Origin of the sequence: Caulobacter segnis, from assembly GCF_003243465.1 — a bacterium.
In the GTDB taxonomy this organism is placed as follows: domain Bacteria; phylum Pseudomonadota; class Alphaproteobacteria; order Caulobacterales; family Caulobacteraceae; genus Caulobacter; species Caulobacter segnis_A.
In genome coordinates this window covers 1-25457 of sequence record NZ_QFQZ01000070.1, presented here as the reverse complement: position 1 = coordinate 25457, position 25457 = coordinate 1, and the positions used below count along the sequence as shown (strand labels likewise).

At 69.7% G+C, this 25457-nt stretch carries 17 protein-coding genes; 7 read left to right on the top strand and 10 right to left on the bottom strand.

Annotated features, from left to right (window positions below):
* On the top strand, nt 1–119 hold a 119-nt coding region (locus DI526_RS18065), incomplete at its 5' end, for a flagellin (protein ID WP_304280898.1).
* Between the two features lie 149 nt (nt 120–268).
* Here the strand turns inward: DI526_RS18065 and DI526_RS18060 are convergent.
* The gene (locus DI526_RS18060) at nt 269–1858 is read right to left on the bottom strand and encodes an alpha-L-fucosidase (protein WP_304280894.1); all 1590 of its coding nucleotides are present in this window, start codon (nt 1856–1858) and stop codon (nt 269–271) included.
* Between the two features lie 312 nt (nt 1859–2170).
* Between DI526_RS18060 and DI526_RS18055 the strand changes: the two genes are divergently transcribed.
* From DI526_RS18055 to DI526_RS18045, 3 genes are all read left to right on the top strand, one after another.
* Complete coding sequence (locus DI526_RS18055; RefSeq protein ID WP_304280892.1) at nt 2171–4642, top strand: glycoside hydrolase family 3 protein; 2472 nt, start codon at nt 2171–2173, stop codon at nt 4640–4642.
* A gap of 75 nt (nt 4643–4717) precedes the next feature.
* Nucleotides 4718–6649 carry a sialate O-acetylesterase gene (locus DI526_RS18050; RefSeq protein WP_304280891.1) on the top strand — a complete coding sequence of 644 codons (1932 nt, stop codon included), beginning with the start codon at nt 4718–4720 and terminating at the stop codon, nt 6647–6649.
* Nucleotides 6650–6756: 107 nt separating this feature from the next.
* Nucleotides 6757–6912 (top strand): hypothetical protein, encoded by a 156-nt coding sequence (locus tag DI526_RS18045; RefSeq protein WP_304280889.1) that lies wholly within the window; start codon nt 6757–6759, stop codon nt 6910–6912.
* On the opposite strand, the gene DI526_RS18040 is transcribed toward DI526_RS18045, so the two are convergent.
* The 3 genes from DI526_RS18040 to putA form a co-directional block, all read right to left on the bottom strand.
* Entirely contained in the window at nt 6893–8506 is a 1614-nt protein-coding gene (locus DI526_RS18040) for a carboxylesterase/lipase family protein (protein ID WP_304280886.1), read from the bottom strand. The two genes, DI526_RS18045 and DI526_RS18040, sit on opposite strands and share 20 nt — an antisense overlap.
* A gap of 76 nt (nt 8507–8582) precedes the next feature.
* Nucleotides 8583–9911, bottom strand: coding sequence for a cellulase family glycosylhydrolase (locus DI526_RS18035; RefSeq protein WP_304280884.1), 1329 nt, complete (start codon nt 9909–9911; stop codon nt 8583–8585).
* Between the two features lie 70 nt (nt 9912–9981).
* Complete coding sequence (gene putA, locus DI526_RS18030; RefSeq protein ID WP_304280897.1) at nt 9982–13068, bottom strand: bifunctional proline dehydrogenase/L-glutamate gamma-semialdehyde dehydrogenase PutA; 3087 nt, start codon at nt 13066–13068, stop codon at nt 9982–9984.
* Between the two features lie 414 nt (nt 13069–13482).
* On the opposite strand from putA, the gene DI526_RS18025 reads away from it, so the two are divergent.
* Nucleotides 13483–13950, top strand: a complete 468-nt coding sequence (locus tag DI526_RS18025; RefSeq protein WP_304280882.1) for an Lrp/AsnC ligand binding domain-containing protein — start codon at nt 13483–13485, stop codon at nt 13948–13950.
* Here DI526_RS18025 and DI526_RS18020 read toward each other — a convergent pair.
* The 4 genes from DI526_RS18020 to DI526_RS18005 form a co-directional block, all read right to left on the bottom strand.
* The gene (locus DI526_RS18020; RefSeq protein WP_304280880.1) at nt 13947–14147 is read right to left on the bottom strand and encodes a hypothetical protein; all 201 of its coding nucleotides are present in this window, start codon (nt 14145–14147) and stop codon (nt 13947–13949) included. The two genes, DI526_RS18025 and DI526_RS18020, sit on opposite strands and share 4 nt — an antisense overlap.
* Nucleotides 14148–14414: 267 nt before the next feature.
* Nucleotides 14415–15830: an efflux transporter outer membrane subunit gene (locus DI526_RS18015; protein WP_304280878.1), complete on the bottom strand. Its 1416-nt coding sequence runs from the start codon at nt 15828–15830 to the stop codon at nt 14415–14417.
* A 2-nt stretch (nt 15831–15832) separates the two neighbouring features.
* Entirely contained in the window at nt 15833–19000 is a 3168-nt protein-coding gene (locus DI526_RS18010) for an efflux RND transporter permease subunit (protein ID WP_304280875.1), read from the bottom strand.
* A 12-nt stretch (nt 19001–19012) separates the two neighbouring features.
* The gene (locus DI526_RS18005; RefSeq protein ID WP_304280873.1) at nt 19013–20179 is read right to left on the bottom strand and encodes a lipoprotein; all 1167 of its coding nucleotides are present in this window, start codon (nt 20177–20179) and stop codon (nt 19013–19015) included.
* 167 nt (nt 20180–20346) lie between these two features.
* Between DI526_RS18005 and DI526_RS18000 the strand changes: the two genes are divergently transcribed.
* A complete protein-coding gene (locus tag DI526_RS18000; RefSeq protein ID WP_304280872.1) occupies nt 20347–20961 on the top strand; it encodes a TetR/AcrR family transcriptional regulator in 615 nt (204 codons plus the stop codon).
* Nucleotides 20962–20989: 28 nt separating this feature from the next.
* On the opposite strand, the gene DI526_RS17995 is transcribed toward DI526_RS18000, so the two are convergent.
* Nucleotides 20990–21763, bottom strand: coding sequence for a TIGR00730 family Rossman fold protein (locus DI526_RS17995; RefSeq protein WP_304280895.1), 774 nt, complete (start codon nt 21761–21763; stop codon nt 20990–20992).
* Between the two features lie 132 nt (nt 21764–21895).
* Here DI526_RS17995 and DI526_RS17990 point away from each other — a divergent pair, with 132 nt between their 5' ends.
* Nucleotides 21896–23584, top strand: coding sequence for a M61 family peptidase (locus DI526_RS17990; protein ID WP_304280870.1), 1689 nt, complete (start codon nt 21896–21898; stop codon nt 23582–23584).
* A 16-nt stretch (nt 23585–23600) separates the two neighbouring features.
* Here the strand turns inward: DI526_RS17990 and DI526_RS17985 are convergent, their stop codons facing one another.
* Nucleotides 23601–25220 carry a family 43 glycosylhydrolase gene (locus DI526_RS17985; RefSeq protein ID WP_304280868.1) on the bottom strand — a complete coding sequence of 540 codons (1620 nt, stop codon included), beginning with the start codon at nt 25218–25220 and terminating at the stop codon, nt 23601–23603.
* Nucleotides 25221–25457: the final 237 nt, after the last annotated feature.

Genomic DNA, 25457 nt, shown 5'->3' with positions numbered 1-25457 from the left:
CCGACCTGGCCAAGGAAAGCGCCAAGCTGCAGTCGCTGCAAACCAAGCAGCAGCTGGGCGTGCAGGCGCTGTCGATCGCCAACTCGGCCAGCTCCTCGATCCTGAGCCTGTTCCGCTAAACCGCCGGCTCAAACCTCATAAGGTCAGAGCGCGTTCGGCCGTCCCGAACGCGCTCCAGACGAGACGCCAGCGTTCGCGCCGGCTTCCTCGGGGCGAGCTTTCGGGCTCGCCCCTTTTCCTTGCTTGCGAGGGGCTCCTCGGCCGCGCGTCAGACTAGGCCAGGACCCTCGATCTTCAGCGCCGGGGTGAAGGTGGGACGGCGCTCGGGCAGGTCGACCACCAGCGCCCCGCCGTCGCGGCGGAAGGGCAGGGGATCGCCGCCGCCCAGCAGCGTCACGCGCCGCACCTCGCCCGGCGCGCCGGCCAGGCTCTCGATCCGCAGCGGGCCGCGCGGCCAGTCCATCGGCAGGGCGTAGAGCGCGCCGGCCTTGGTCGTGAAGCGGATGTCGGCGGCCTCGAACGGCTTGGCCGCCTCCTCGTTCTGCATGCCCTCGACCAGCTTGGTCGGCCCTTCGCCGAACCGCCGCCAGGGGCGCGTGCCGTAGATCGCCTCGCCGTTGACCGCGGTCCAGCCGCCCATGTCGGCTAGCACCTTCTCTTCCTTGTCGTCGATCGTCCCGTCGCCGCGCAGGGGAATGGAGACCATCAGGCAGCCGTTCTTGCTGACCACGTCGATCAGCCGCTGGATGACGTCACGGCCGGACTTGTAGCCGTCACGCTCGTACAGCGGGCGGCTGTAGTGCCAGTCGCCGATGCAGGTGTCGGTCTGCCAGGGCTCGTCGCGCAGGCGGTCGGAGAAGCCGCGTTCGACATCCTCGACGATGGCCCGCCGCTGCAGGGGCGAGAGCTTCTTGCCGGTGACCACCACCTCGCCGCCGGCGCGGTTGTAGTAGCGGGCGGTCGCCTCGAGCCCGGCCTGGCCCAGGGGCAGCTGGTAGTTGTCGAAATAGACCATGTCCGGCTTGTAGCGATCGGCCAGGTCGTTCTGGCGCAGCAGCCACTTGCGCACGAACTCGGGGTTGTTCGGGGGCGGCGTCTCCAGCCACTGGCCGTCGTTCTTGTCGTGCCAGGCGTCCGCCGCGGCGATGCTGTCGATCCCGTCGGGGATGACCATGTTGCGGCCGGCATAGAGCTCCTGGGGATCCAGGCCCTCCCACCACTGGCCCTTGCCGTCGGCCTTGGTCAGGCGGAAGGCGTCGTAGCGCTGGCCCTTGCGCGGGCCCACGGCGTCATAGCCATAGGCGGTCTGCAGCCAGTGCCAGGCGTGGGCCGAGTGGTTGGAGACGGCGAACTTCAGGCCATGGGCGCGGGCGATCTTGGCCCAGGTCCCGACGATGTCGCGCTTGGGGCCCAGCCGCACCGTGTTCCAGGCGTGGTGGCGGCTGTCGAACAGGTCGAGATTGTCGTGGTGGTTGGCCATGGCCATGAAGTACTTGGCGCCGGCGGCGACGTACTTCTTCATCAGGCTTTCCGGGTCCCAGTTCTCCGCCTTCCAGCGCGGGATGAACTGCATGAAGCCGAAGTCGGCCGGGTGCCCGTAGGTCTTCAGGTGGTGCTCGTAGAAGCGGTTGCCCTGCATGTACATCTGGCGCGCGTACCAGTCGCCGAACTCGGGCACGCATTGCGGACCCCAGTGCGCCCAGATCCCCAGCTTGGCGTCCCGGAACCAGTCGGGGACCTTGTAGCCGGCCGCCAGCGACTCCCAGGTCGGCTGGAAGGGCCCGCGCGGGGCGGCCAGGGCGGGCGTGGCGGCCAGGGCGGCCGCCGTGGCGATCAGGTCTCGACGCGTGAAGCTCATGACAAAGTCCAAGGCAAGGTCGTCCCACCGGACCAAGATCCGCCTGGGCGCGAGGACAGCAGGAAAGGCTTATCGTGTGGGGGGCAGGCGCGCTCCGGCGAACGGCTGGGCCGTTTGGGCCGCACGCGGTCCGGGGCCGAATCCGGCGTCTGCCGGCGATGCGATCACAAGCGGGCGCCCCCAGGTCATTTCGAGCTCCCAGCTCAGCATCATTCTGAATATTTGTCATACAAAATAGATGGGCTTGACGGCGGCGTCGAGAGGTCTGACAGCGTTGTCGAAACCGGCCGCTCACCAGACAGAGTTGGAACCATGAACAGCAAAGCCCTCTGCGTCGCCCTCCTCGCGTCGACGGTCCTGTCCGGCGCGGCGCTTGCCGAGACCGGCCCGCAGAACACCGCCCACGCGGCGAAGTGGCCGGCGGCCAAGAGCCAGGGGCTCGTCGATCCCGCCACCGAGGCCTTCGTCGACGCGCTGCTGGCCAAGCTGACGCTCGAGGAGAAGGTCGGCCAGGTGATCCAAGCCGACATCGGCGCGATCAAGCCCGAGGACCTGAAGACCTATCCGCTGGGCTCGATCCTGGGCGGCGGCAGCTCGCCGCCGCTGGGCGCGCCCGACCGCTCGCCGCAGAAGCCCTGGGTCGACACCGCCCGCGCCTTCCGCGAGGCCGCCGCCCAGCGTCCGGGCGGCACGCACGTGCCGCTGATGTTCGGCATCGACGCCGTGCACGGCGACAACAACGTCGTCGGCGCGGTGCTCTTCCCGCACAATATCGGGCTGGGCGCGGCGCATGATCCCGACCTGATCCGCCGCATCGGTCGCGCCACGGCGCTGGAGACCTCGGCCGCCGGCTTCGACTGGGCGTTCGGACCGACCCTGGCCGCACCGCGCGACGACCGCTGGGGCCGGACCTATGAGGGCTATTCCGAGGATCCCGAGATCATCCGCCAGTACGCCGGCCAGATGATCCTGGGCCTGCAGGGGCCGCTGGCCCCGTTCACCGGCGGCAAGGGCGGCGCGATCCAGCAGGGGCTGGTCGCGGCCAGCGCCAAGCACTTCCTGGGCGACGGCGGGACCACCAACGGCCACGACCAGGGCGACACCCAGGTGTCCGAGGACGAGCTGATCCGCCTCCACGCCCAGGGCTATGTCCCGGCCATCAACGCCGGGACCATGACGGTGATGGCCTCGTTCAACAGCTGGAACGGCCAGAAGATGCACGGCAACAAGAGCCTGCTGACCGACGTGCTGAAGGGCAGGATGGGCTTCGACGGCTTCGTGATCGGCGACTGGAACGGCCACGGCCAGATCCCGGGCTGCAAGCCGACCGACTGCCCGACCGCGATCAATGCGGGCCTGGACATGTACATGGCGCCCGACAGCTGGAAGGGGCTGTTCGACAACACCCTGGCCGAGGTGAAGTCGGGCGTCATCCCGATGGCGCGCCTGGACGACGCGGTCCGCCGCATCCTGCGGGTCAAGGCCAAGCTGGGCCTGTTCGAGGCGGCTCGCCCCTATGAAGGCCGCGCCGGCGTGATCGGCGCGCCCGAGCACCGCGCCATCGCCCGCGAGGCGGTCCGCAAGTCGCTGGTGCTGCTGAAGAATGACGGCGTGCTGCCGGTGAAGAGCTCGGCCAATGTCCTGGTCGCCGGCTCGGGAGCGGACAATATCGGCAAGCAGTCGGGCGGCTGGACCCTGTCCTGGCAGGGCGACGGCAACACCAACGCCGACTTCCCGAACGCCCAGTCGATCTGGTCGGGCGTCAAGGCCGCGGTCGAGGCCGGCGGCGGCAAGGCCACGCTGTCGGTCGACGGCAAGTTCGCCAAGAAGCCGGACGTCGCCATCGTGGTGTTCGGCGAGGAGCCCTACGCCGAAGGCGTCGGCGACCTGAAGACCAGCCTTGAGTACCAGCCGGGCGCCAAGACGGACCTGGCGCTGCTCAAGCGCCTGAAGGCCCAGGGCGTGAAGGTGGTGTCGGTGTTCCTCAGCGGCCGTCCGCTGTGGGTGAACCCCGAGATCAACGCCTCGGACGCCTTCGTGGCCGCCTGGCTGCCGGGCTCGGAGGGCGGCGGCGTGGCCGACGTGCTGATCGGCGACAAGGCCGGCAAGCCGCGCAACGACTTCCACGGCAAGCTGTCGTTCAGCTGGCCCAAGACCGCCGACCACTTCCGCCTGAACCGGGGCGACAAGGGCTATGCGCCGCTGTTCGCCTATGGCTACGGCCTGACCTACGCCAAGCCGGGCAAGGTCGCCAGGCTGTCGGAAGTGTCCGGCGTCAAGGCGGTCGCCGACAATCGCACGGTCTATTTCGCCGGCGGCAAGACGCCCGCGCCGTTCGACTTCAAGCTGACCCCGACCACGGCCGTGCGCATCGCGCCGGTCGATGCTGCGGGCGTGCAGGAGGCAGGCCGCCAGCTGACCTATTCCGGCGACCAGCTGGCCAGCGTCGAGATCGTCGGCGACAAGCCGCTGGACCTGACGTTCCAGACCAACGCCGACATGGTGCTGCAGCTCGACTACCGCTTCGACGCGCCCGCGACCAAGCCGGTGACCCTGGCCCTGGGCGAGGGCCGTCTCGACGTCACGCCGCCGGCCGGAACCCCGACCGGCCAGTGGAGCAGCGTCAAGATCCCGCTGAAGTGCTTCCAGGCGGCGGGCGCCGACATGAGCAAGGTCGCCGCGCCGTTCGCCCTGTCGACGGCCGGGACCTTCCAGGTTTCGATCGCCAGCGTGCGGGTCGTCACCGATCCGGCCGGCGCGGTCTGCCCGGCCAAGGCCCAGTAGGCTGACGAAACGTCCATAAATCCGACCTCTGCGGTCCGCCGCAGAGGTCGGGCTAATCAAGGAGAGGAAACCCCCATGCGGCTCAAAGCCCTGATCCTGGCTTCGGCGCTCAGCCTGTCCACCCAGGCGATGGCGGGGCCGCTGGCCTCGGTGTTCAGCGACCACGCGGTCCTGCAGCGCGACCAGCCGATCAAGGTGTGGGGGCGGGCGGCGCCGAACGCGGCGGTCAGCGTCGATCTCTCCGGCGCCCGCGCCTCCGCCACCGCAGACGCCCAGGGCCGCTGGCGCGCCGTGCTGCCCGCGCGGCCGGCCGGCGGCGGGTCCCTCACCCTGGCGGTCGAGGCCGGAGGCGAGCGCCAGGTGGTGTCCGACCTCGTCATGGGTGACGTCTGGCTATGCTCGGGCCAGTCGAACATGGAATATCCGCTGCGCCGCGCCCTGAACGGCGACGGCGAGGTGGCCAGCGCCGACGATCCCGACATCCGCCTGCTGCAGACCGGCAAGATCAGCAGGCCGACGCCGCAGGACAGCCTTCCCGCCGGCGTGGCCTGGAAGGTCTCGACGCCGCAGACGGCCGCCGGCTTCAGCGCCGCCTGCTTCTTCATGGGCCGCGATCTGCGCCAGGCCGCCAAGGTTCCGATCGGCCTGATCGACGCCACCTGGGGCGGATCGGTGATCCAGGACTGGATCAGCCGCGAGGGCTTGACGGCCTTGAAGACCTATGACGAGGGGCTGGCGGTGCTGGCCGACTACGCCCGCGACCCCGCCCTGGGCCAGGCCAACTGGGCGGCGATGCTGGACCGCTGGGCGGCCGCCAAGCTGGGCGCGAACAACGACGGCCAGCGGCCCGACCTCGACGACCGGGCCTGGAAGACCCTGCCGCTGGAGGGCTTCTGGGAGTCCGCGCCGGGCCTCGAGACCTTCGACGGCGTCATCTGGCTGCGCGGCGAGGTGACCCTGACCAAGGCCCAGGCCGCGCAAGGCGCGACCCTGGCGCTGGGCCCGATCGACGACATGGACACCACCTTCGTCAACGGCCGCGAGGTCGGCGCGACGCAGAGCTGGAACGCCCCGCGCGACTATCGCCTCGCGCCCGGCGTGCTGAAGGCCGGCCGCAACGTGATCGCCGTCCGGGTGATCGACAGCGGCGGCGGCGGCGGGGCCTGGGGCAAGGCGGCCGAAAAGGGCCTGAGGTTCGACGACGGCTCGACCGCGCCGCTGGCCGGCGCCTGGCGCTACAAGATCGCCGCGCCGCTGTCCCAGACCTCGCTGCCGCCGAACGCGCCTTGGGTGGGGGCTGCCGGCCTGTCGACCCTGCGCAACGGCATGATCGCGCCGCTGGCGCCGTATGGCGTCAAGGGCTTCGCCTGGTACCAGGGCGAGGCCAATGTCACCCAGGCGGCCGAGTACGGGCGCCTGATGCCGGCGATGATCGCCGACTGGCGCCAGGCGTTCGGCGACGGCGCGCCCCTGCCGTTCCTGATGGTCCAGCTGGCCGCGTTCGGGGCCGAGAAGGACCGGCCCGCGCCGTCCGACTGGGCCGCCCTGCGCGACGTGCAGCGCCGGGTGACCGCCGCCGATCCCAAGGTCGGCATGGCCTCGGCGGTCGATATCGGCTCGCCCTATGACATCCACCCGGCCGACAAGCTGCGGGTGGGGCGGCGGCTGGGCCTGCTGGCGCGCAAGCTGGCCTATGGCGAGAGCGGCCTGGTCGCCGCCGGGCCCGCGCCGGTCTCGGCGCGCCGCGACGGCGACAGCGTGGTGGTGACCCTGGACCAGCCGGGCGTCGTCCACGCCGCCGGGCGTCCGATCGGCTTCGAGCTGTGCGAGGCCGCCGAAAGCTGCCGCTTCGTCGACGCGACCCTGGACGGCGCCAGCGTGCGCCTGGCGGTTCCGGCCGGCCTCCAGCCGGTCAAGGTCCGCTACGCCTGGGCCGACAGCCCGATCATCAACCTGTTCGGCGCGACGGGCCTGCCCGCGACGCCGTTCGAGGCGGCCGTGCCCTAGGCTTGCGGTTCGCCGCAAGCGTCAGCACGATTTTCAGGGTTAGCGGCCCGTTAACCAGCAACCCTTTGTTCACGTTGATCATTGGGCTCTCGCGAAGGGAGCCCGATGTGAATCTTGAAGAGCGCCAGGCCTGGATCGCCCTGTGGACGGCCGTGTTCGGCGAGCCGCCGCCGGTGGAGCCGGAGGCCGAGGTGACGGCGCGGATCCTGATCGACTTCCTGCCGCCGGCCCCGCCCTACGAACTCAAGTCCCGAACTGAGTGAACGGCACGCGGTTGAAGAACCGGCGCTCGGCCCCGCGCGGGTCGTCCTCCATCCGCGAGGCGTCGTCGAACACCATCGTCTGGCGGCGCTCCAGCGTATAGGGCTCCCACTTCGGCAAGGTTCCGCCGTTCGGGTCGCCGGTGCGGGCGAAGGCGACGAAGGCGTCGCTGAGGGTGTTGGACATGGCGACCGACCGCGGCCCCGTCCCGACGATCGAGCCCTTGGCGTCCAGCGTGCCGAACACCAGGCCGATGTCGATCGTGTGCGGCGCGCCGAAGATCCCGCCCTGGATCGGCGACTTCCAATCGACCTGGTAGACATAGGCCGGCGCGCCGGCGCGGGCCCGCTCCTCGGCCTGGATGATGGCCGCCTTCCACGAGCGTCCCGCGGTCGAGGCGGCGAAATAGACGTCGGCCGGCGAATAGGCCGGATAGGTCTGGCGATAGAAGGCCACCACCGTCTCGGGATCGATGTCGATGCGGGCGTTGAACTGGCCCGGCAGCCGGGCGATCACCTCGTCCCAGGTCTTGGGGAAGGCCGAGCTGTCCCAGCCGATGAAGCCCTTGGTCTCGTCGTGGGTGTTGCCGCACATCATCGGGACCGACAGGCCTTCCGGCGCGGCGTCGGGGAAGAACGGGTGGCGGGTCAGGCTCCGCTCGTCCAGCACCGGACCCATATAGACCCCGCCGGAGGCGGCGATCGGGTCGATGGCCTTCAGGCCATTCAGCAGGTCCTGGGCGGGCAGGGCGCGCAGGGCGGCCAGGTCGTTGATCCCTAGCTTGTCGAGGAACGCCTTGGCGCGTCGGGTGGCGTTGAACGGGCCGCCGACGGTGACCTGCTGGCCGCTCATGGTGGCGGCGCGGTGGAAGAGGCCCTTGGCCGCCGGCATGCCCATCAGGGTGGCGATCTTGGCCCCGCCGCCGGACTGGCCAAACAGCATCACCCGGTCCGGATCGCCACCGAAGGCGGCGATGTTGTCGCGCACCCATTGCAGGGCCAGCACCAGGTCCAGCTGGCCGGCGTTGCCGCTGTCGGCGACCGACGGATCGTTGAACAGGCGGGCCAGATAGAGATAGCCGAAGGCGTTCAGGCGGTGGTTGACCGTGACCACCACGACGTCGCCGCGCCTGGCCAGCCTGGTCCCCTCGTACCAGGGACTGGCGCCCGAGCCACCGTTGTAAGCCCCACCGTGAATATAGAACATCACGGGCCGCTTGCCGCCGTCCGCCAGGCCGTTCTTCCCGGCCTTCGCGGGCGTCCAGACGTTCAGGAACAGGCAGTCCTCGGAGAGCGTCTCGCCCTCCTCGCCCTTGCCGGTCTGCATCGAGGCGGGGCCGTAGGCCAGCGCGTCCTTGACGTCGGTCCAGGGCTCGGGCCGGACCGGCGGCATAAACCGCCGCGCCCCGCCGGTGTCGGCGCCATAGCGCAGGCCCTTGAAGACGCTGATCTCGCCGTCGACATAGCCGCGCACCTTGCCGTGGGTCGTCATGACCACGGGCGAGCGCTTCTCGGCCGCAAAGCCGCTGGCCGGCAGGGCGGCATAGGCGGCCAGGGCGGCGGCGCCGGTGATCAGGGTGCGGCGGGTGGCGTCCATCAAGTCTCCTCCGGCGGCTTCTGACGAGCCTGCCGCCAGCGGTAGCACGGATGACACCGGTGGCAATCCCTTATTGTCAGCCCAAGGCGCGCACCGCCGCGGCGTGCTCGGCGATCACCGCCAGGGTCGAGGCGTCGGTGTCGAACACGCCGTACAGGCCCTGTTCCTCCTGCGGGGGATCGCCGACGAAGCTCTTGTCGCCGGCCGCGAACCAGGCGTCGGGATGCTGGGCCCGGCCCTCGCCATTCCAGGCCCAGAAGTTGGTCCCCGCCGTCGGGCCGCCGGCCTTCATGTCGTCCAGGGCCAGGCCATAGATCGTCCGGTAGAAACGGTCCTTGTCGGCGGTCGCCGAGCCCGGCGTGAAGGCGCGGGCCTCGCGGATCAGGCCGAACTCCTCGATGACCAGCGGCTTGCCCAGCTGGCGGGCGATGGCGATGTGGCGGGCGACATAGTCGCGGCAGCGCGCCTCGCCGGCCTCGTAGGTCGCCGGCTGGTTCTTCGGATCGATCCAGCCCCAGTTGTTGGGCCAGACATGGGCGGTGAGGTAGTCGATCGTCGCGGGCCGATGGGCGTCCAGCACGCAGGCCTCGCTCTCCAGGCAACCCTTCAGGCCCTCGCTGCCGGTGCAGACCAGATGGTGGGGATCGAGCGTCTTGATCAGCTTGGAGGTGTCGCGGATCCACCGCTGGAAGACGGGCAGGTTGCGCGCGCCGAAGGCCTCGGTCCCGGCCGGGCGCGGCTCGTTGGCCAGCTGCCAGGCCATGATCGTCGGGTCGTCGCGATAGGGCTTGCCGGTGACGGTGTTCACCCGCCCGACCAGGCCGCGCAGATAGCGCAGGAACAGCGCATTGGCCTTGGCGTCGCCATAGAACCTGCCGGCGTAGTCGGGATATTCCGGCCACGGATGAGCGGGATCGCCTTGCTGGAACCAGGGGCCGTTCCCGACCCAGTTCAGATAGGCCGGCATGCCGCCCGACCAGTCCCAGAAGTTGTTGACGTAGACGACCGCCTTCATGTCGCGCTTGGCCATCTCGGCCAGCAGCACGTCGAGGCCCTTCAGCAGCTCGGGGCGATAGACGCCGGGCGCCTCCTGGAAGGTCGGCGACACCGCGGCCTTGGCCGGCGAGCGCTCGCCCGCGCCCAGGACGCGCAGATTGGCGACGCCCAGGGCCTTCAGCCGATCCAGCTCGCGCCTCAGCCGCTCGACGTCGCCAAAGGCCGCGGGCGCGCCCAGCCAGGCGCCGTACCAGAGGTTCGCCCCGGCGAACCGATAGGGCCTGCCGTCCAGCGACAGCCGGCCGCTCGCGACGGTGACGAAGCCCTTGGGCGGCGCGACTGGCTTAGCCGCCGCGCCCAGCGCAGGCAGGGCGGCGGCCATAATGAGATCGCGGCGCGAGAGGCGCATGTCGAGGTCCCCCTTCAGTTCGAAGAGAGCTTAGGCCGCGCGCGTCGGGGTTGTGAAGCGGTCCGGCGATTTACAGGTTCAGCAGCGCCGGGTCGCCGCCCTGGGCGGTGATGTTGACGCTGAGCGCGCGTTCGACCGCGAAGCGCAGCAGGGCGTGCGGACCGCCGGCCTTGGGACCGGTGCCCGACAGGCCCTCGCCGCCGAACGGCTGCACGCCGACGACCGCGCCGGTCATCGAGCGGTTGACATAGGCGTTGCCGGCCGGGACCAGGCGTTGGACGTCGGCGGCGAAGCGCTCGATCCGCGAGTGGATCCCGAGGGTCAGGCCATAGCGACGCTCCGCCAGGGCGCCGGCGACCTGCTCGAGCTCCTCGGGCTTGTAGCGGACGACGTGCAGCACCGGGCCGAACACCTCGCGCTCCAGGAAGTCGGCGGCGGGGATCTCGGCCAGGACCGGCGCGAAGAAGGTTCCGCCGGCGGGGGCTTCGAGCGCGTGCAGCACCTTGGCCTCGCGGTTCAGGCGGGCGCGGTGGGCGTCCAGAGCGGCCTTGGCCTCGGCGTCGATGACCGGGCCGACGTCGGTGACGGCCAGGGCCGGATCGCCCAGCACCAGGGCGTCCATGGCGCCCTTCAGGCCCTCGATGATGTGGTCGGCGGTGTCGTGCGGCAGGAACAGCAGGCGCAGGGCCGAGCAGCGCTGGCCGGCCGAGCCGAACGCGCTGACGATCACGTCGTCAATCACCTGTTCGCGCTGCGCCGTCGTGTCGACGAACATGCCGTTCAGGCCGCCCGTCTCGGCGATGAACGGGACGATCGGACCCTGCCTTTGCGCCAGGGACTGATTGATCCGCCAGGCCGTCTCGGTGCCGCCGGTGAAGGCGACGCCGTCCAGGCCCTCGTGGGCGACCAGGGCCGCGCCGACCGTCTCGCCGCGACCCGGCAGCAGGGCCAAGAGGCGCGGGTCGAGGCCGGCGGCGTGATAGAGCTTCACGGCCTCATGGGCGATCAGCGGGGTCTGCTCGGCGGGCTTGGCGAGGACCGCGTTGCCGGCCGCCAGGGCGGCGGCGATCTGGCCGGTGAAGATGGCCAGCGGGAAGTTCCACGGGCTGATGCAGACGAAGACGCCGCGACCGGCCAGGCGCAGGCTGTTGGTCTCGCCGACCGGACCTTTGAGGATCTCGGCCTCGCCGAACTGATCCTCGGCCAGCACCGCGTAGTAGCGGCAGAAGTCGACCGCCTCGCGGACCTCGGCGATCCCGTCCGACAGGGTCTTGCCGGCCTCGCGGGCCAGGATGGCGATCAGGCGCTCGATATTGGTCTCGAGCGCGTCCGCCATGGCGCGCAGCACCTGGGCGCGAGCGGCGCCGCCGGCGCGGTCCCAGGCCGGTTGCGCGGCGCGGGCCAGGCGGAAGGCGTCGTCGATCTGCGACAGCTGGGCTTCGGAGACGGCGCCGACGACCCGATTGTCGTCGGCCGGGGCGATCACCGGCAGCGGCGGCGTGCCGACAGCCAGCTTGCCGCCGACCAGCGGACCGGCCGACAGGGTCTCGGCGTCGATGGCGGAGACGGCGGCGGCCAGGCGCTCGCGATCGGCCTTCACCGAAAGATCGAGACCGGCGCTGTTGCGGCGGCGCGGACCGTAGACGTGGATCGGCGTCGGGATCTTGGCGTGGCGGTCGGGATGGGCCTCGACCACGTCGATCGGATCGGTGACGACCTTCTCGACGGGCACCCGCTCGTCGAGCAGGGCGTGGACGAAGCTGGTGTTGGCGCCGTTCTCCAGCAGGCGGCGGACCAGGTAGGGCAGCAGGTCCTCGTGGCCGCCCACCGGCGCGTAGGCCCGCAGGGTGATCCCGTCATAGAGATCGTCGGCGGCCTTATACAGAGCCTCGCCCATGCCATGCAGGCGCTGGTGCTCGATGCGCACGCCGGCGGTCTTGGCCATGCGCACCACGGCCGCCAGGGTATGGGCGTTGTGGGTGGCGAACTGGGCGTAGAGGCTCGGGGCGGCGTCGATCAGCGCCTTGGCGTTGACCAGGTACGACAGGTCCGTGGCCGGCTTGGTCGTATAGACCGGATAGTCCGGGCGGCCGGCGACCTGGGCGCGCTTGATCTCGCTGTCCCAATAGGCGCCCTTGACCAAGCGGACCATCAGGCGGCGGCCCGTCTCTTCGGACAGGGCGCGCAGGCGGGCGATCACCTCGCCGCAGCGCTTCTGGTAGGCCTGGACGGCGAGGCCGAGGCCGGTCCACCCGGCCAGCTCAGGCTCCCGGCACAGCTTGTCCAAGAGCTTCAGCGACAGGGCCAGGCGATCGGCCTCTTCGGCGTCGATCGTGAAGTTCAGGTCGTGGCGGGCGGCGATCTTGGCCAGGCGCAGGGTGCGGGGATAGAGCTCCTCCCACACGCGGTCCTCGTGGGTGGCCTCATAGCGCGGGCACAGGGCCGAGAGTTTGACCGAGACGCCGTGGCCCTTCTCCGGACCGGCGCGGTTCGACAGCTTGCCGACCGTGTCGATGGCGTCGGCGTAGGCCTTTTCGTAGCGCTCGGCGTCGGCGGCGGTGCGGGCGCCTTCGCCCAGCATGTCGAACGAGCACATGGTGTCCTCGCTCGCGGCGCGCTTGATGGCGGCCTCGATCGTGCGGCCCAGCACGAACTGCTCGCCCATGATGCGGATGGCCTGGCCGACGGCGGCGCGGATCACCGGCTCGCCGAGGCGGCCGGCCAGCTTCCGGACGAAGCCGGGCAGGTCCTTCTTGGCCTCGTCGTCGGGCTCGACGATCTTGCCGGTCAGCATCAGGCCCCAGGTCGAGGCGTTGACGAACAGGCTGTCGGAGCCGCCCAGGTGGCTGGCCCAGTCGGCCGAGCCGATCTTCTCGGCGATCAGCTTGTCGCGGGTGTCGTCGTCGGGAGTGCGCAGCAGGGCTTCGGCCAGGCACATCAGGGCCAGGCCCTCGCGGGTGCCGAGCGAGAATTCCTGTAGGAAGCTTTCGACCACGCCCTGCTTGCGGACGCTGCGGCGGGCGCCGCGCACCAGGGCCTCGGCCTCGGCGCGGACCACGGCGCGGTCCTCGCTGGAGAGCGGCGCGCTGGCCAGCAGGTCGGCGAGCACGGCGGCTTCGTCGCGATACTTGCCGTCGTCGAGGCTATCCCAATTCATCGCGGGCATGGCGTTCCCTGAGGTTTGAATATCGTCGGTCTAACGCGACTTACGCCAAAGGTGCTTCGTTTGTTGAGGGCTCGCTCCGTCAGGTCTTCGGCCGCGCTGGCGAAAACGTTCGTCCGCTCCAATAAGCGGCGACGGTCCGAGATCAGAATGCTCTGGAAATGGGGAGGGAGGAAGGGGCGCGGTCGGGGGAGACACAGGCACCCCTTCCTCTCTATCGCGACGCCCGGTTAGGGGGAGAGGGGCGAGCGTCGCGGCGTTCCATAACGGCCTAGCCGTCCCACCGGCGCCCGCTGAGGAGGGGGTGGCGCGGGTGGGCTGGAACGATCGGAGGTGTAACGCTAAGCTTGTCGAAGGTGCTCCGTTTGTGAGCGCTACTTTTCGAAGATTCTTCGGTCAGAGGGCGCTATGGCCAATTCCAGCCTGGACGATACCGATCGCCGGCTTCTCAAGGTGCTGCAGGTCGACGGCCGCATCACCAACGCTGAGCTGGCCAAGCGCTGCCATCTGTCGCCGGCGGCGACCTTCGACCGCGTCAAGCGGCTGCGCGAGCGCGGCTTCATCACCGGCTATGCGGCGCTGCTGGACCCGGCCAAGGTCGATCGCGCGCTGCTGATCTTCGTCGAGGTCGTGCTGGACCGGACGACCGGCGAGGTGTTCGAGGACTTCGCCGCCGCCGTCCGGCGCGCGCCCGAGGTGCTGGAATGCCACATGGTGGCGGGCGGCTTCGACTACCTGATCAAGGCGCGGGTGCGCGACATGGAGGCCTATCGCGGCTTCCTGGGCGATATCCTGGTCAAGATGCCGGGCGTGCGCGAGACGCGCACCTACGCGGTGCTCGAGGAGGTCAAGAGCACGGTGCAGCTGCCGCTTTAGGGCGTGGGCGCGCCGCCTTGAAGGCCGTCCCAGTTGGAGGCCGTCAGCGTGGCGCGCGGGAGCGGGCGTCCGCTCAGGTCCGTGGGCGCCACCACGGCGGAAACGGCGGCGGTCACCGCCAGAAGGCTGGCCAGCAAGACCCCCAGCAGCTGGGGCACTTGTTTCGACAGCGGCTCATTCTTCGCTTTTGTCGTCATGGGATCCTCGTCAGATCACGACCGCCCGCGCTTCTCGCAGGGCGCCGCAACATGCAAACGATTGTCCATTAAGATTACTAAACAGTAAGAAATGGCCGTCTCTGTCCCCGGATTGGGTCATCCGCACAACGTCTCGGCGGGGAGAGGGGAAGGGGCGGCTCCGGGGGGGGGGGAGAGGAGCACGCCCCTTCCGTTCGTGACCATCGGGGGTGGGGGATGATGGCCGACGAACCTCCCCGGCTTTCGCCGGGGAAGGGGGCAAGATGCCTAGCGGGCGGGGGCGCCGCCGCCGAGCGTCTTGTAGAGGGTGACCAGGTTGGTGGCCCGGTCCAGGCGCGCCGTGATCAGCGATTGCTGCGCGGCGTACAGCGTGCGTTGGGAGTCGAGCAGTGTCAGGGCGTTATCGAGGCCCGCCTCACGGCGCTGCTGGGTCAGCCGCTGGCTGTCGGCGGCCGCGGCCACCAGACGTTCCTGGGCGGTGACGCGATTGGTCACGGTCTGGCGCACCGACAGCGCGTCGGAGACCTCGCGGAAGGCGGTCTGCACCGTCTTCTCATAGGTCGCCACGGCGATGTCGCGGCCGGCCTTGGCGCTGTCCAGATTGGCGACATTGGCGCCGCCCGCGAAGATCGGCAGGCTGATCGACGGGGTGAAGCTCCAGGCGCCGGTTCCGTTCTTGAACAGGCCGTCCAGGTCGCCGCTGGCCGAACCGGTCGAGCCGGTCAGGCTGATGCGCGGGAAGAAGGCCGCGCGCGCCGCGCCGATATTGGCGTTGGCCGCCTGCAGGCTGTGCTCGGCCGACAGCACGTCGGGGCGCCGGGCCAGCACGTCGGACGGCAGGCCCGCCGGCAGGTCGGCCAGGATATTCGCCGCCGCGACCCCGCCGCCGGGGCCCGATGGCGGCAGCAGGTCGGCCGGAACCTCGCCGCCGACCAGCAGCACCAGGGCGTTGCGGTCCTGGGCGACCTGGGCGGTGTAGGCGGCCACGTCCGAGCGCGCGGTCTCGGTCAGGGTCTGGGCGCTGCGCAGGTCGAGCAGCGAGCCGACGCCGCCGTCCACCTGGCGCTGGACCAGGCCCAGGGACTCCTCGCGGGTGGCCAGGGTGTTCTGGGCCAGGGCCAGGCGATCCTGGTCGGCCGCCAGGGTCAGCCAGGCGTTGGCGGTCTCGGCGATCAGGCTGATCCGCGTGGCGCGCGCCGTCTCCTCGGTGGCGAAGAAGCTTTGCAGCGCCTGCTGGTTCAGGCTGCGGACGCGGCCGAACAGGTCCAGCTCATAGGCGGTGAAGCCGATGGTGGCGCTGTAGCTTTCGACCTCCAGCGCCCGGCCGGTCTGCGAGGTCGAGGCCGGCGTGCGGCTGCGCTGTTCGCTGAGCACGCCGTTGACGGCCGGGAACAGGTTGGAGCGCTGGACGCCGTAGGTGGCGCGGGCCCGCTCGATGTTCAGCACCGCCACCCGCAGGTCGCGGTTCTGCTTCAGGGCCAGGTCGACCACGCCTTGCAGGCGCGGATCGACCAGGACCTGACGCCAGTCGAGGTCGGCGGCCGTGACCGCGCTGGCGGGCTCGGCCTTCGGCGTGGACCAGGTCTGGGCCACCGGCAGGGTCGGGCGCTCGTACTTCGGCGCCAGGGTGCAGGCGCTGACCGCCGTGGAGGCCAGCACGATCAGGGTGAGATTACGGAACATGATCAGTGGGCCTCCGTCGACGGGGCGTCGCCTTGCGGGGCGGCGGCGGCGTCGTGACCGGGGTGCTTGGGTTTGAAGATCTTCTCGACCACCACGAAGAACAGCGGGACGAAGAAGATCGCCAGGAGGGTGGCCGAGATCATGCCGCCGATCACGCCGGTGCCGATCGCGTGCTGGGCGCCGGAGCCGGCCCCGTTGGAGATGGCGAGCGGCAGCACGCCGAACACGAAGGCCAGCGAGGTCATGATGATCGGGCGCAGGCGCAGGCGGACAGCCTCCAGCGTGGCGTCGATCAGGCTCATGCCCTTCTCGTAGAGGTCCTTGGCGAACTCGACGATCAGGATGGCGTTCTTGGCCGCCAGGCCCATGGTCGTCAGCAGGCCCACCTGGAAGTAGATGTCGTTGCTGAGACCGCGGGCGAAGGTCGCCAGCAGCGCGCCGACCACGCCCAGCGGGATGACCATGATCACCGCCAGCGGGATCGACCAGCTCTCATAGAGGGCCGCCAGCAGCAGGAACACGACCAGGATCGAGATGCCGTACAGGGCGGGGGCCTGGTTGCCGGCCTCCAGTTCCTGGGCCGACAGGCCGGTCCACTCGTAGCCGACGCCGGGCGGCAGCTTGGCCGCGATCTTCTCCATCGCCGCGATCGCGTCGCCCGAGCTCTTGCCCGGGGCGGGCGAGCCCTGGAGGTTGACCGACGACAGGCCGTTGTAGCGTTCGAGACGCGGCGAGCCGTAGGTCCAGGAGGCGCTGGCGAAGGCCGGGAAGGGGACCATCTGGCCGCTGCCGTTACGCACGTACCAGCGGTTCAGGTCCTCCGGCGTCATGCGGAACGGCGCGTCGGCCTGCATGTAGACCTTCTTCACGCGGCCACGATCGATGAAGTCGTTGACGTACGACCCGCCCCACGCGGCGCTGAGAGCGCTGTTGATGTCGGCGGTGGTCAGGCCCAGCGCGCCGGCCTTGGCCTGGTCGACCTCGATCTTCAGCTGCGGGGTGTCGTCCTGGCCGTTCGGGCGCACGCCCACGAGGTTCGGATCCTGGGCGGCCATGCCCAGCATCATGTTGCGGGCGTTCATCAGGGTCTCGTGGCCGACGCCCCCGGTGTCCTGCAGCTGGAAGTCGAAGCCGGACGAGTTGCCCAGTTCCGACACGGCCGGCGGGACGACCGCGAACACCATGGCGTCGCGGAACTGGGCGGCGAAGGCCCCCATGGCGCGGCCGGCGACGGCCTGGGCCTTGAGGTTGGCGGCCTTGCGGTGCTCGAAGTCCTTCATGCGGATGAAGGCGAGACCCGCGTTCTGGCCGGCGCCGGCGAAGCTGAAGCCCGAGACGGTGAACACCGACTGCACGGCGTCCTTCTCGCCGACCAGGAAGTGCTCGCGCACCTTGTCGAGGACAGCCAGGGTCTTTTCCTCGGTCGCGCCGGCGGGCAGCTGGACCAGGGTGAACATGGTGCCCTGGTCTTCTTCCGGCAGGAAGGCGCTGGGCAGGCGGACGAATAGCAGGCCCATGGCCACGATGATCGCGGCGTAGACGGCCATCCAGCGACCGCTCTTGCCCAGGATCTTGCGCACGCCGCCTTGGTAGCGGCCGCTCATGTCGTTGAAGCTGCGGTTGAACCAGCCGAAGAAGCCGGTCTTCTCGTCGTGGTGGCCGGCCTGAACCGGCTTCAGCATGGTGGCGCAGAGGGCGGGGGTCAGCACCAGGGCGACGATCACCGACAGGGCCATGGCCGAGACGATGGTGATCGAGAACTGGCGATAGATCACGCCTTGCGACCCGCCGAAGAAGGCCATCGGCACGAACACCGCGGCCAAGACGAGGGCGATGCCGATCAGGGCCCCGGTGATCTCGTCCATCGACTTGCGGGTGGCTTCCTTGGGCGAAAGGCCCTCCTCGCTCATCACGCGCTCGACGTTCTCGACCACGACGATGGCGTCGTCGACCAGCAGGCCGATGGCCAGCACCAGGCCGAACATGGTGAGCGTGTTGATCGAGTAGCCGAAGGCCGCCAGCACGCCGAACGTGCCCAGCAGGACGACCGGCACGGCGATGGTCGGGATCAGGGTCGCGCGCCAGTTCTGCAGGAACAGGAACATGACGATGAACACCAGCACGATGGCCTCGATCAGCGTCTTGACCACTTCCTCGATCGACAGCTTCACGAACGGCGTCGAGTCATAGGGGACGACGTACTTGTAGCTGGCCGGGAAGCTCTTCTCGAGCTGGGCCATCTTGGCCTTCACGGCCGCGGCGGTGTTCAGGGCGTTGGCGCCGGGGGCCAGCTTGATGGCGATGCCGGCGGCGGGGTGGCCGTTGAACTTGGCGACCGAGGCGTAGCTCTCGGCGCCCAGCTCGACGCGGGCGACGTCGCCCAGGCGCACGGTGGCGCCGCCGGTGGAGTTCTTCAGGATGATCTGGCGGAACTGCTCGGGCGTCTGCAGGCGCGACTGGGCGGTGATCGTGGCGTTCAGGCCCGTGCCCGGCAGGTTGGGCGCGCCGCCCAGCTGGCCGGCCGAGACCTGGGCGTTCTGGGCCTTGATCGCCGCCGAGACGTCGGCCGGGGTCAGGCTGAAGCTGGCCAGCTTCTGCGGGTCCAGCCAGATGCGCATGGCGTATTGCGCGCCGAACAGCTGGATGTCGCCGACGCCGTCGACGCGGCTCAGCGGGTCCTGGATGTTGCTGGCCAGGTAGTCGGCCAGGTCGGTGCCGGTGGTCTTGGGGTTCTCAGAATAGAGGCCCACGACCATCATGAAGTTCCGGGCCGACTTGGCGACCGTCAGGCCTTGCTGCTGCACTTCCTGCGGCAGCAGGGCGGTGGCGGTCTGCAGCTTGTTCTGGACCTGGACCTGGGCGATGTCGATGTCGGTGCCGGCCTTGAAGGTCAGGGTCACCGTGGCCGAGCCGGCGCTGTCGCTGGTCGACGACATGTAGTCCAGGCCGTCCAGGCCCTTCATCTTCTGTTCGATGACCTGGGTGACGCTGTCCTCGACCGTCTTGGCCGAAGCGCCCGGATAGTTGGCCGAGATCGACACCTGCGGCAGGGCGATTTCAGGATACTGCGCGATCGGCAGGGTCCGGATGGCGAGCGCCCCGGCCAGCATGATCACGATGGCGATGACCCACGCGAAGATGGGCCGGCTGATGAAGAAACGCGAGAGCATCGGGGGCGGGCCTTAGTGTTGGGCCGGAGCGGCGGCGGGCGCGGAGCCGGCCGGAACCGCCTTGATCGGCGCGCCGGGACGCACCTTCTGCAGGCCCTCGACGATGACCTTGTCGCCCGGCTGCAGGCCGCTGGTGATCAGCCACTTGTCGCCGACCGTCTGGCCCAGGGTGACCGGACGCGGCTCGGGGCCCTTGGCGCCGACCAGCATCACCGTCGCGCCGCCCTTGGGATCGCGGTTGATCGCCGTCTGCGGCACCAGGATGCCGCTGGGCGCGACGCCCTGGGTCAGGGTGGCGCGGACGTACATGCCCGGCAGCAGCACGCCGTTCGGGTTGGGGAACACCGCGCGCAGCGTGACCGAGCCGGTGCCGGCGTCGACCGTGACGTCCGAGAACTCCAGCGTGCCCGGCGTGGGATAGGTCGAGCCGTCCTCGAGCTTCAGGGTCACCTGGGCCGAGTTGGTCTTGCCCAGCTTTCCGCTGGCGAACTGCTGCTTGAGCTTCAGCAGCTCGGCCGAGGTCTGGGTCAGGTCGACATAGATCTTCGACAGGTCCTGGATCGTCGCCAGGGGCGTGGCCTGGTCGGCGGTGACCAGCGCGCCGGGGGTCACGGCGCTCTTGCCGATGCGGCCGCTGATCGGCGCGGCGACCTTGGTGTAGTTCAGGTTGATGCGGGCGGTATCCAGCGCCGCCTTCTGCACCGCGACCGCGGCGGCCGTCTGGGCGGCGGCGGCCTGGGCGTCGTCATTGTCCTGCTTGGAGACCGCGCCGCTCTCGACCAGGGTCTTGTAGCGGTCGGCCTTCAGCTTGGCCGAAAGCGCCTGGGCCTGGGCCTGGGCCAGCGAGGCCGCGGCGCTGTTGTAGGTCGCCTGATAGGTGGCCGGGTCGATCTGGTACAGCGACTGGCCGGCCTTGACGATCGCGCCTTCCTCGAACAGGCGGGCCTTGACCACGCCGCCGACCTGCGGCCGCACGTCCGAGACCAGATGGGCCGAGGTGCGGCCCGACAGCTCCGTGCTCAGCCCCACGGCCTGGGTCTGGGCGACGATGTAGCCGACTTCCGTCGGGCCTCCCATGCCCATGCCCGGCGGGCCACCCTTCTGGCCGCAGGCGGCGAGGGTGAGCGCTATGGCGGCGAGGCTCACGGCCGTCGAAACGGCCTGACGGTGAAAGTGCATGCTAGACCCCGGTGGGTTGGCTTAAACGGGCTGTCGCCCTTGACTAAGCCGACGATATGAACAATTTGAGAATGAACGTTCATTCTCATGCGGGCTGGACATAGGAGCGCGACTGGCGCAAGTCAACCTTCGAACGCGGCCGCTGATGCTGACCTAACGGAAATGTAATGGGCTTAGGATTTTCAATGGTTGAGGACGTCTCGCCCGGTCGTCCGTCGCCGGAATCGCGCCGCCAGCAGATCCTCGACGCGGCGTGCGAGCGCGTGCGCCACTCCGGCTTCCACGGGGCCAGCATGGCCGACATCGCCAAGGCCGCGGGCCTGAGCGTCGGCCAGATCTATCGCTACTTCGAGAACAAGGAAGCGATCATCGCCGCCATCGTCGCCCAGGACCTGGCCGAGATGCGCGACAAGTTCGCCGAGCTCGAAAGCCAGCCCGGCACGCTCGTGGACGCGATCGACGAGCACCTGCCCGAAAGCATCGACAAGTGCTTCGAGCCCGGCCGGGCGGCGCTGGCGCTGGAGGTCATCGCCGAGGCGGCGCGCAATCCCAAGGTGGCCTCCATTGTCCGCTCGGCCGACGAGCAGGAGCGCGAGATGGCCATGTCGCTGATGGAGCGCAGCCGCAAGCCCGAGTGGACCGAGGCCGAGTTCCGGGCCCGTTGCGAGGCGATCGGCCTGATCTTCGACGGCCTGCTGATGCGGGGCGTCAACCACCCGGACCTGGACCGCGAGGCGCTGAGCCACGTGCTTCGGACGATGGTCAGACAGCTGCTGACCTAGGGACTAGGCGGATTGCAGCCGCCCCGGGCTAGGCCTTGTCTTCCGGCAGTTTCAGCCCGCCCTTGACGAGCTCCGCCCAGGCGCTCTCGGCGTCGTCGGCGAAACGCAGCAGGTCAAGGTCCGCCTCGGCGATCATGCCGTGCTCCACCAGGGCCTCGAAATTGATGATCGACCGCCAGTAGGCCTCGTCGAACAGCACGATCGGGATCGGCGGCGCCTTGTCGGTCTGGCGCAGGGTCAGGATCTCGAACAGCTCGTCGAAGGTGCCAAAGCCGCCGGGGAACACCACCAGCGCGTTGGCCCGCATCGCCAGGTGCATCTTGCGCATGGCGAAGTAGTGGAAGCGGAAGGTCAGGTCCGGCGTGCAGTAAGGGTTCGGCGTCTGCTCGCGCGGCAGGGTGATGTTGAAGCCGATGGTCGGGGCGCCCGCCTCATAGGCTCCGCGATTGGCCGCCTCCATCACGCCCGGTCCGCCGCCGGTGGCGATGACGTTGTCGCGCACATGGTCGCCGTTCTCCAGCTTGGCCCCGCCGCGCTCGGAGACGATGCGGCCGAAGCGCCGGGCCTCCTCGTACCAGCGGGCCTGCTCGGGCGGGCCGTCCCGCCGCGTCCGCGCGCTGCCGAACACCACCACGGTCGAGCGCACGCCCCAGCGGCGCAGGGCCTCGTCGGCCTTGGCGAACTCCAACAGGAACCGCACCCCGCGCATCGACTCGCCCAGCAGGAAGTCCTGGTCCAGCGCCGCCAGCCGATAGGACGGCGAGGTCAGCTGGGCGTGGTTGTCGGGCGCCTGGGCGGGCAGGGGGACTTCGGTCACGGAAGAGACTCAACGGTTTTCGTCGGGGCGCGGACTATGGCGCAATCCTTCGCCGGGGTTGACCTGTATCCGCCGCCAAGGCGAACTTTACTCAGATTGGAAAGAGGTACGGGCGGCGTGATCAGAGTCTCAATGGGCGTGCTGCTCGCCCTCCTGTGCGCGGTCGCGGCCGGGGCCGAGCCGGCGCCGGTGCGCTACGCCCTGTCGCCGGTGATCGAGCAAGGCGCCCTGCGCGCCCTGGCGGTGGACATCGATTTCCAGGCCGACCCCAGCGGGCGAACCACCCTGCGCTTCGTGGACGGCTTTGAACACGAGACCCGGCCGGGCCGCTACGCCGAAGGGCTGGAAATCCTGGGCGCCGAGGGCGTTACGCCAAGGCCGGACGGCGGCGCGGAAATCCGCTCGGCGCCGGGGGCGAGGTTGCACGCCCGCTACCGGATCCGCTCCGGCTATGACGCGCCGCCGACCACGCGCGATTCCGACCAGACCAAGCCGATCGTGCTCGCGGACTGGTTCTACGTCGCCGGCGAACTCGTCTTTGCCTATCCCGAGGGCCAACACCGCAGTCCCGCGACCTTCAACTGGAAGGGCGGCGAGTCCGGCTTCCGGTTCGCCTCGGATCTGGAACGTCTCTCCGACCGCGATGGCGTGGTCGACGATATTCTGGACAGCATCCTCATGGGCTCGCCGCGCCTGCGCGTGACCGAAGGCCGCGGGCGCTACAAGGACCTCCGCCTGGCGGCGCTGGGAACGTTCCAACACTATGACGACGCCGCCTTCGCCGACATGACCTTCCGGGTCATCGACGCCGAGCGCGCCTTCTGGGGCGATGGCCCCTCGCCCTTCCTCGTGACCCTGGCGCCGCTGAAGACCTCGGTCGGCGAGAGCTACGGCGGGACCGGGCGCTCGGACGCCTTCGCGCTCTGGGTCGGGGAAACCCTGCCTCTGGCCGATCTCCGCCGGCTGCTGGCGCACGAGTATTTCCACACCTGGAACCCCGCCGAACTGGGGCGTCCGGGCAAGCAGCGCCGCGACGCCTGGCTATCGGAAGGCTTCACCGACTTCTACGCGCGACGCCTGCTGCTGCGCGCCGGCCTCTACACGCTCGCCGACTACGCCAAGGCCTGGAACGAGGACCTCCTGGCCTATGGCGTCTCGCCCGCCCGAAACGCCACCGAGGACCAGATCGCCAAGGGCTACTGGCAGGACGAGGCGCTGGAGGAGATCACCTACAAGCGCGGCGCCCTGCTGGCCGCGCTGTTCGATGCGCAGCTGCGCCGGAAGGGCCGGGGCCTCGACCCCGTCGTGCGCCGGATGCGGGCGCTGAGGAACAAGGATCCAGAGAGCGGCCTGCGGGCGAACTTCGCGGCCGCCTTCGCGGCGGCCGCCGGCCGTCCCGCCACGCCGGAGATCGACCGCTACGCCTTGCGCGGCGAGACCTTGACCCTGCCGGGCGACACCTTCGCCTGCCTGACCCTCGGCAGGGTGACGCAACCCATCTTCGCCTTGGGCTTCGACCTCGAAGCGACCGGCGCCACCGGCGTCTTCTCGGGCGTCGATCCAGCCGGTCCCGCCTACGCCGCCGGTCTGCGCGACGGCATGAAGCGCCTGGCTCGGGAAGGCGGCGCGATGAACGATTCGTCCGTCGAAATCGCCTACCGCGTCGTCGATACAGCCGGGCAGGAGCGCGTGATCCGCTTCAAGCCCGAGGGCGAGACGAGCGTCACCTTCCAGCGGCTGTCGGTGCGCGAAACCATGACGCCGTCTGAACGGAAGGCCTGCGCGCGGGCCCTTGGCGGCGGCTGAGGCCGGCCGGCTTCGCCTAGTCCAGCGCCCGGTACCTGAACCCCCTGAACCGCGCCGAGCCCTTGCCGGCCGCGTAGATCCCCGGCTTCAGCATCAGGAAACCGCCGCGGACGTTGTGGTGGTAGCCGCTGACCTCCATCCCCCGGTCGAAGCGCTTCCAGGTCTGGCCGCCGTCTCCACTGGTGTGGAAGGCGACGATGTGGCGCGTGTTGCGCAGCCTCATCAGCATCTTCGACCCGTGCGGATTGGCCGGGCGGCCGCGCTCGACGCCGTACTGGTGGGTGACGAAATTCTTCTCGTCGAAGCCCAGGCCGCAATAGAGCTGGCGGTCGTAGAACAGGATCAGGCCGGCGCGGGTCTCGGGATCGACCTCGATCTCGCACTCGATCTCGTAGGCCTGGTCGCCGTTGACGAAGATCAGCGGCGCGCCGCTGGAGGGCGCCCCGCCCGCGCCCTTCAGGGTCAGGACGCCGTTGGCGCGGCTGAGGCGCTGGTGCTCGTCGGGGCGCGGGTCGAAGAAGTTCCACTGCACGCCGTACTTGTCGGTCGTGAAGTCATCCGACAGGGCCATGCCATGCGGGCCGCTCTTGCCGCCCTTCGGCTTGGGCAGAGGCTTTGAGAGATCGCCGCCGCCGACCTCGAACCAGCCGTCGGCGGTCCAGGTGACCGGGGCCAGCAGGGTCTGGCGGCCCAGGGTGTAAAAGCCGTTCTCGTAGCCGTGATAGACGGTCCACCAGTCGCCGGCGGGGCCTTCGACCAGGGTGGCGTGGCCGCGCGACCACCACTTTTCGCTATTGTCGACGGTGCGGACGACCGGGTTGCGCGGATGGTCCTCCCACGGCCCGGCCAGCGACTTGGCGCGGGCGACGATGACCATGTGGCCGGTCGGCGGGCCGGCCGTGCCGCCGACGGCGGTCACGAGGTAGAAGTAATCGCCCTTGCGCATGACCTTGGGGCCTTCGGGCGAGAAGCCCTCGACGTCCCAGTCGTCCGGATAGCGCCAGGGATTGTAGACGTGCTCGGGCTGTCCGACCGTCGAGAGGCCATCCGGGGTCAGCTTGATGCGGTCGCCGCCCGACAGGAACAGCCAGCGCTCGCCCTTTTCGTCGACGATGTGGCCGGGGTCGATGTAGCGGGCCAGCTTCAGGTCGATCGGCTCGGACCAAGGGCCCTCGATCCGGTCGGCCCAGATCACGTAGCTCGTATTGTTGTTCGGCTTCTTGGCCGGCAGGTAGATGTAGTAGCGGCCCTTGTGCTTGCAGAGCTCGGGGGCCCAGATCGAGCCGACATTGGTCTTCAGCGTCGTCGTCACCGGCGTCCAGTTCACCAGGTCGCGGCTATGCCAGATCAACAGGCCCGGATAGGCGTCGAACGAGCTGTGGGTCATGTAGTAGTCGGCGCCGTCCTTCAGGATCGACGGATCGGGATGGTCGCCGGCCAGGATCGGATTGAGGAAGGTCCCGTCGCCGAGGTCCGCCTTGCGCTGGCCTTCGATCCCCTTGGCCCAGGTCGGGCCGGTAGTCGGCTTGGCGGGCAGGGCGCCCATCTGGGCCGCCTCGCTGGAGGCGGGCAGGGCGGCCAGGCCGGCGCCGGTCAGCAGCGAGCCCAGCGCGCCGCGGCGGTTGATGTCGGCCATGGTGTTCCTCTCCCGATCGCGTCTTGTCTTTGTTGACGGCAAGCTAGCGGGAAGGGTGGTTTTGTCCACCGGTGTCATTTGACCCGGAGCGCAAAAGAAAACGCCCGGAAGCGGCGGCTCCCGGGCGTTTGGATTCTTGTATCTGCTCCCCCTCTGGCGGAGCTGTCGCGGAGCGACTGAGGGGGCTTCGCATGAGCCGAGCTGGCCCCCTCCGGCCCTCCGGGCCACCTCCCCCAG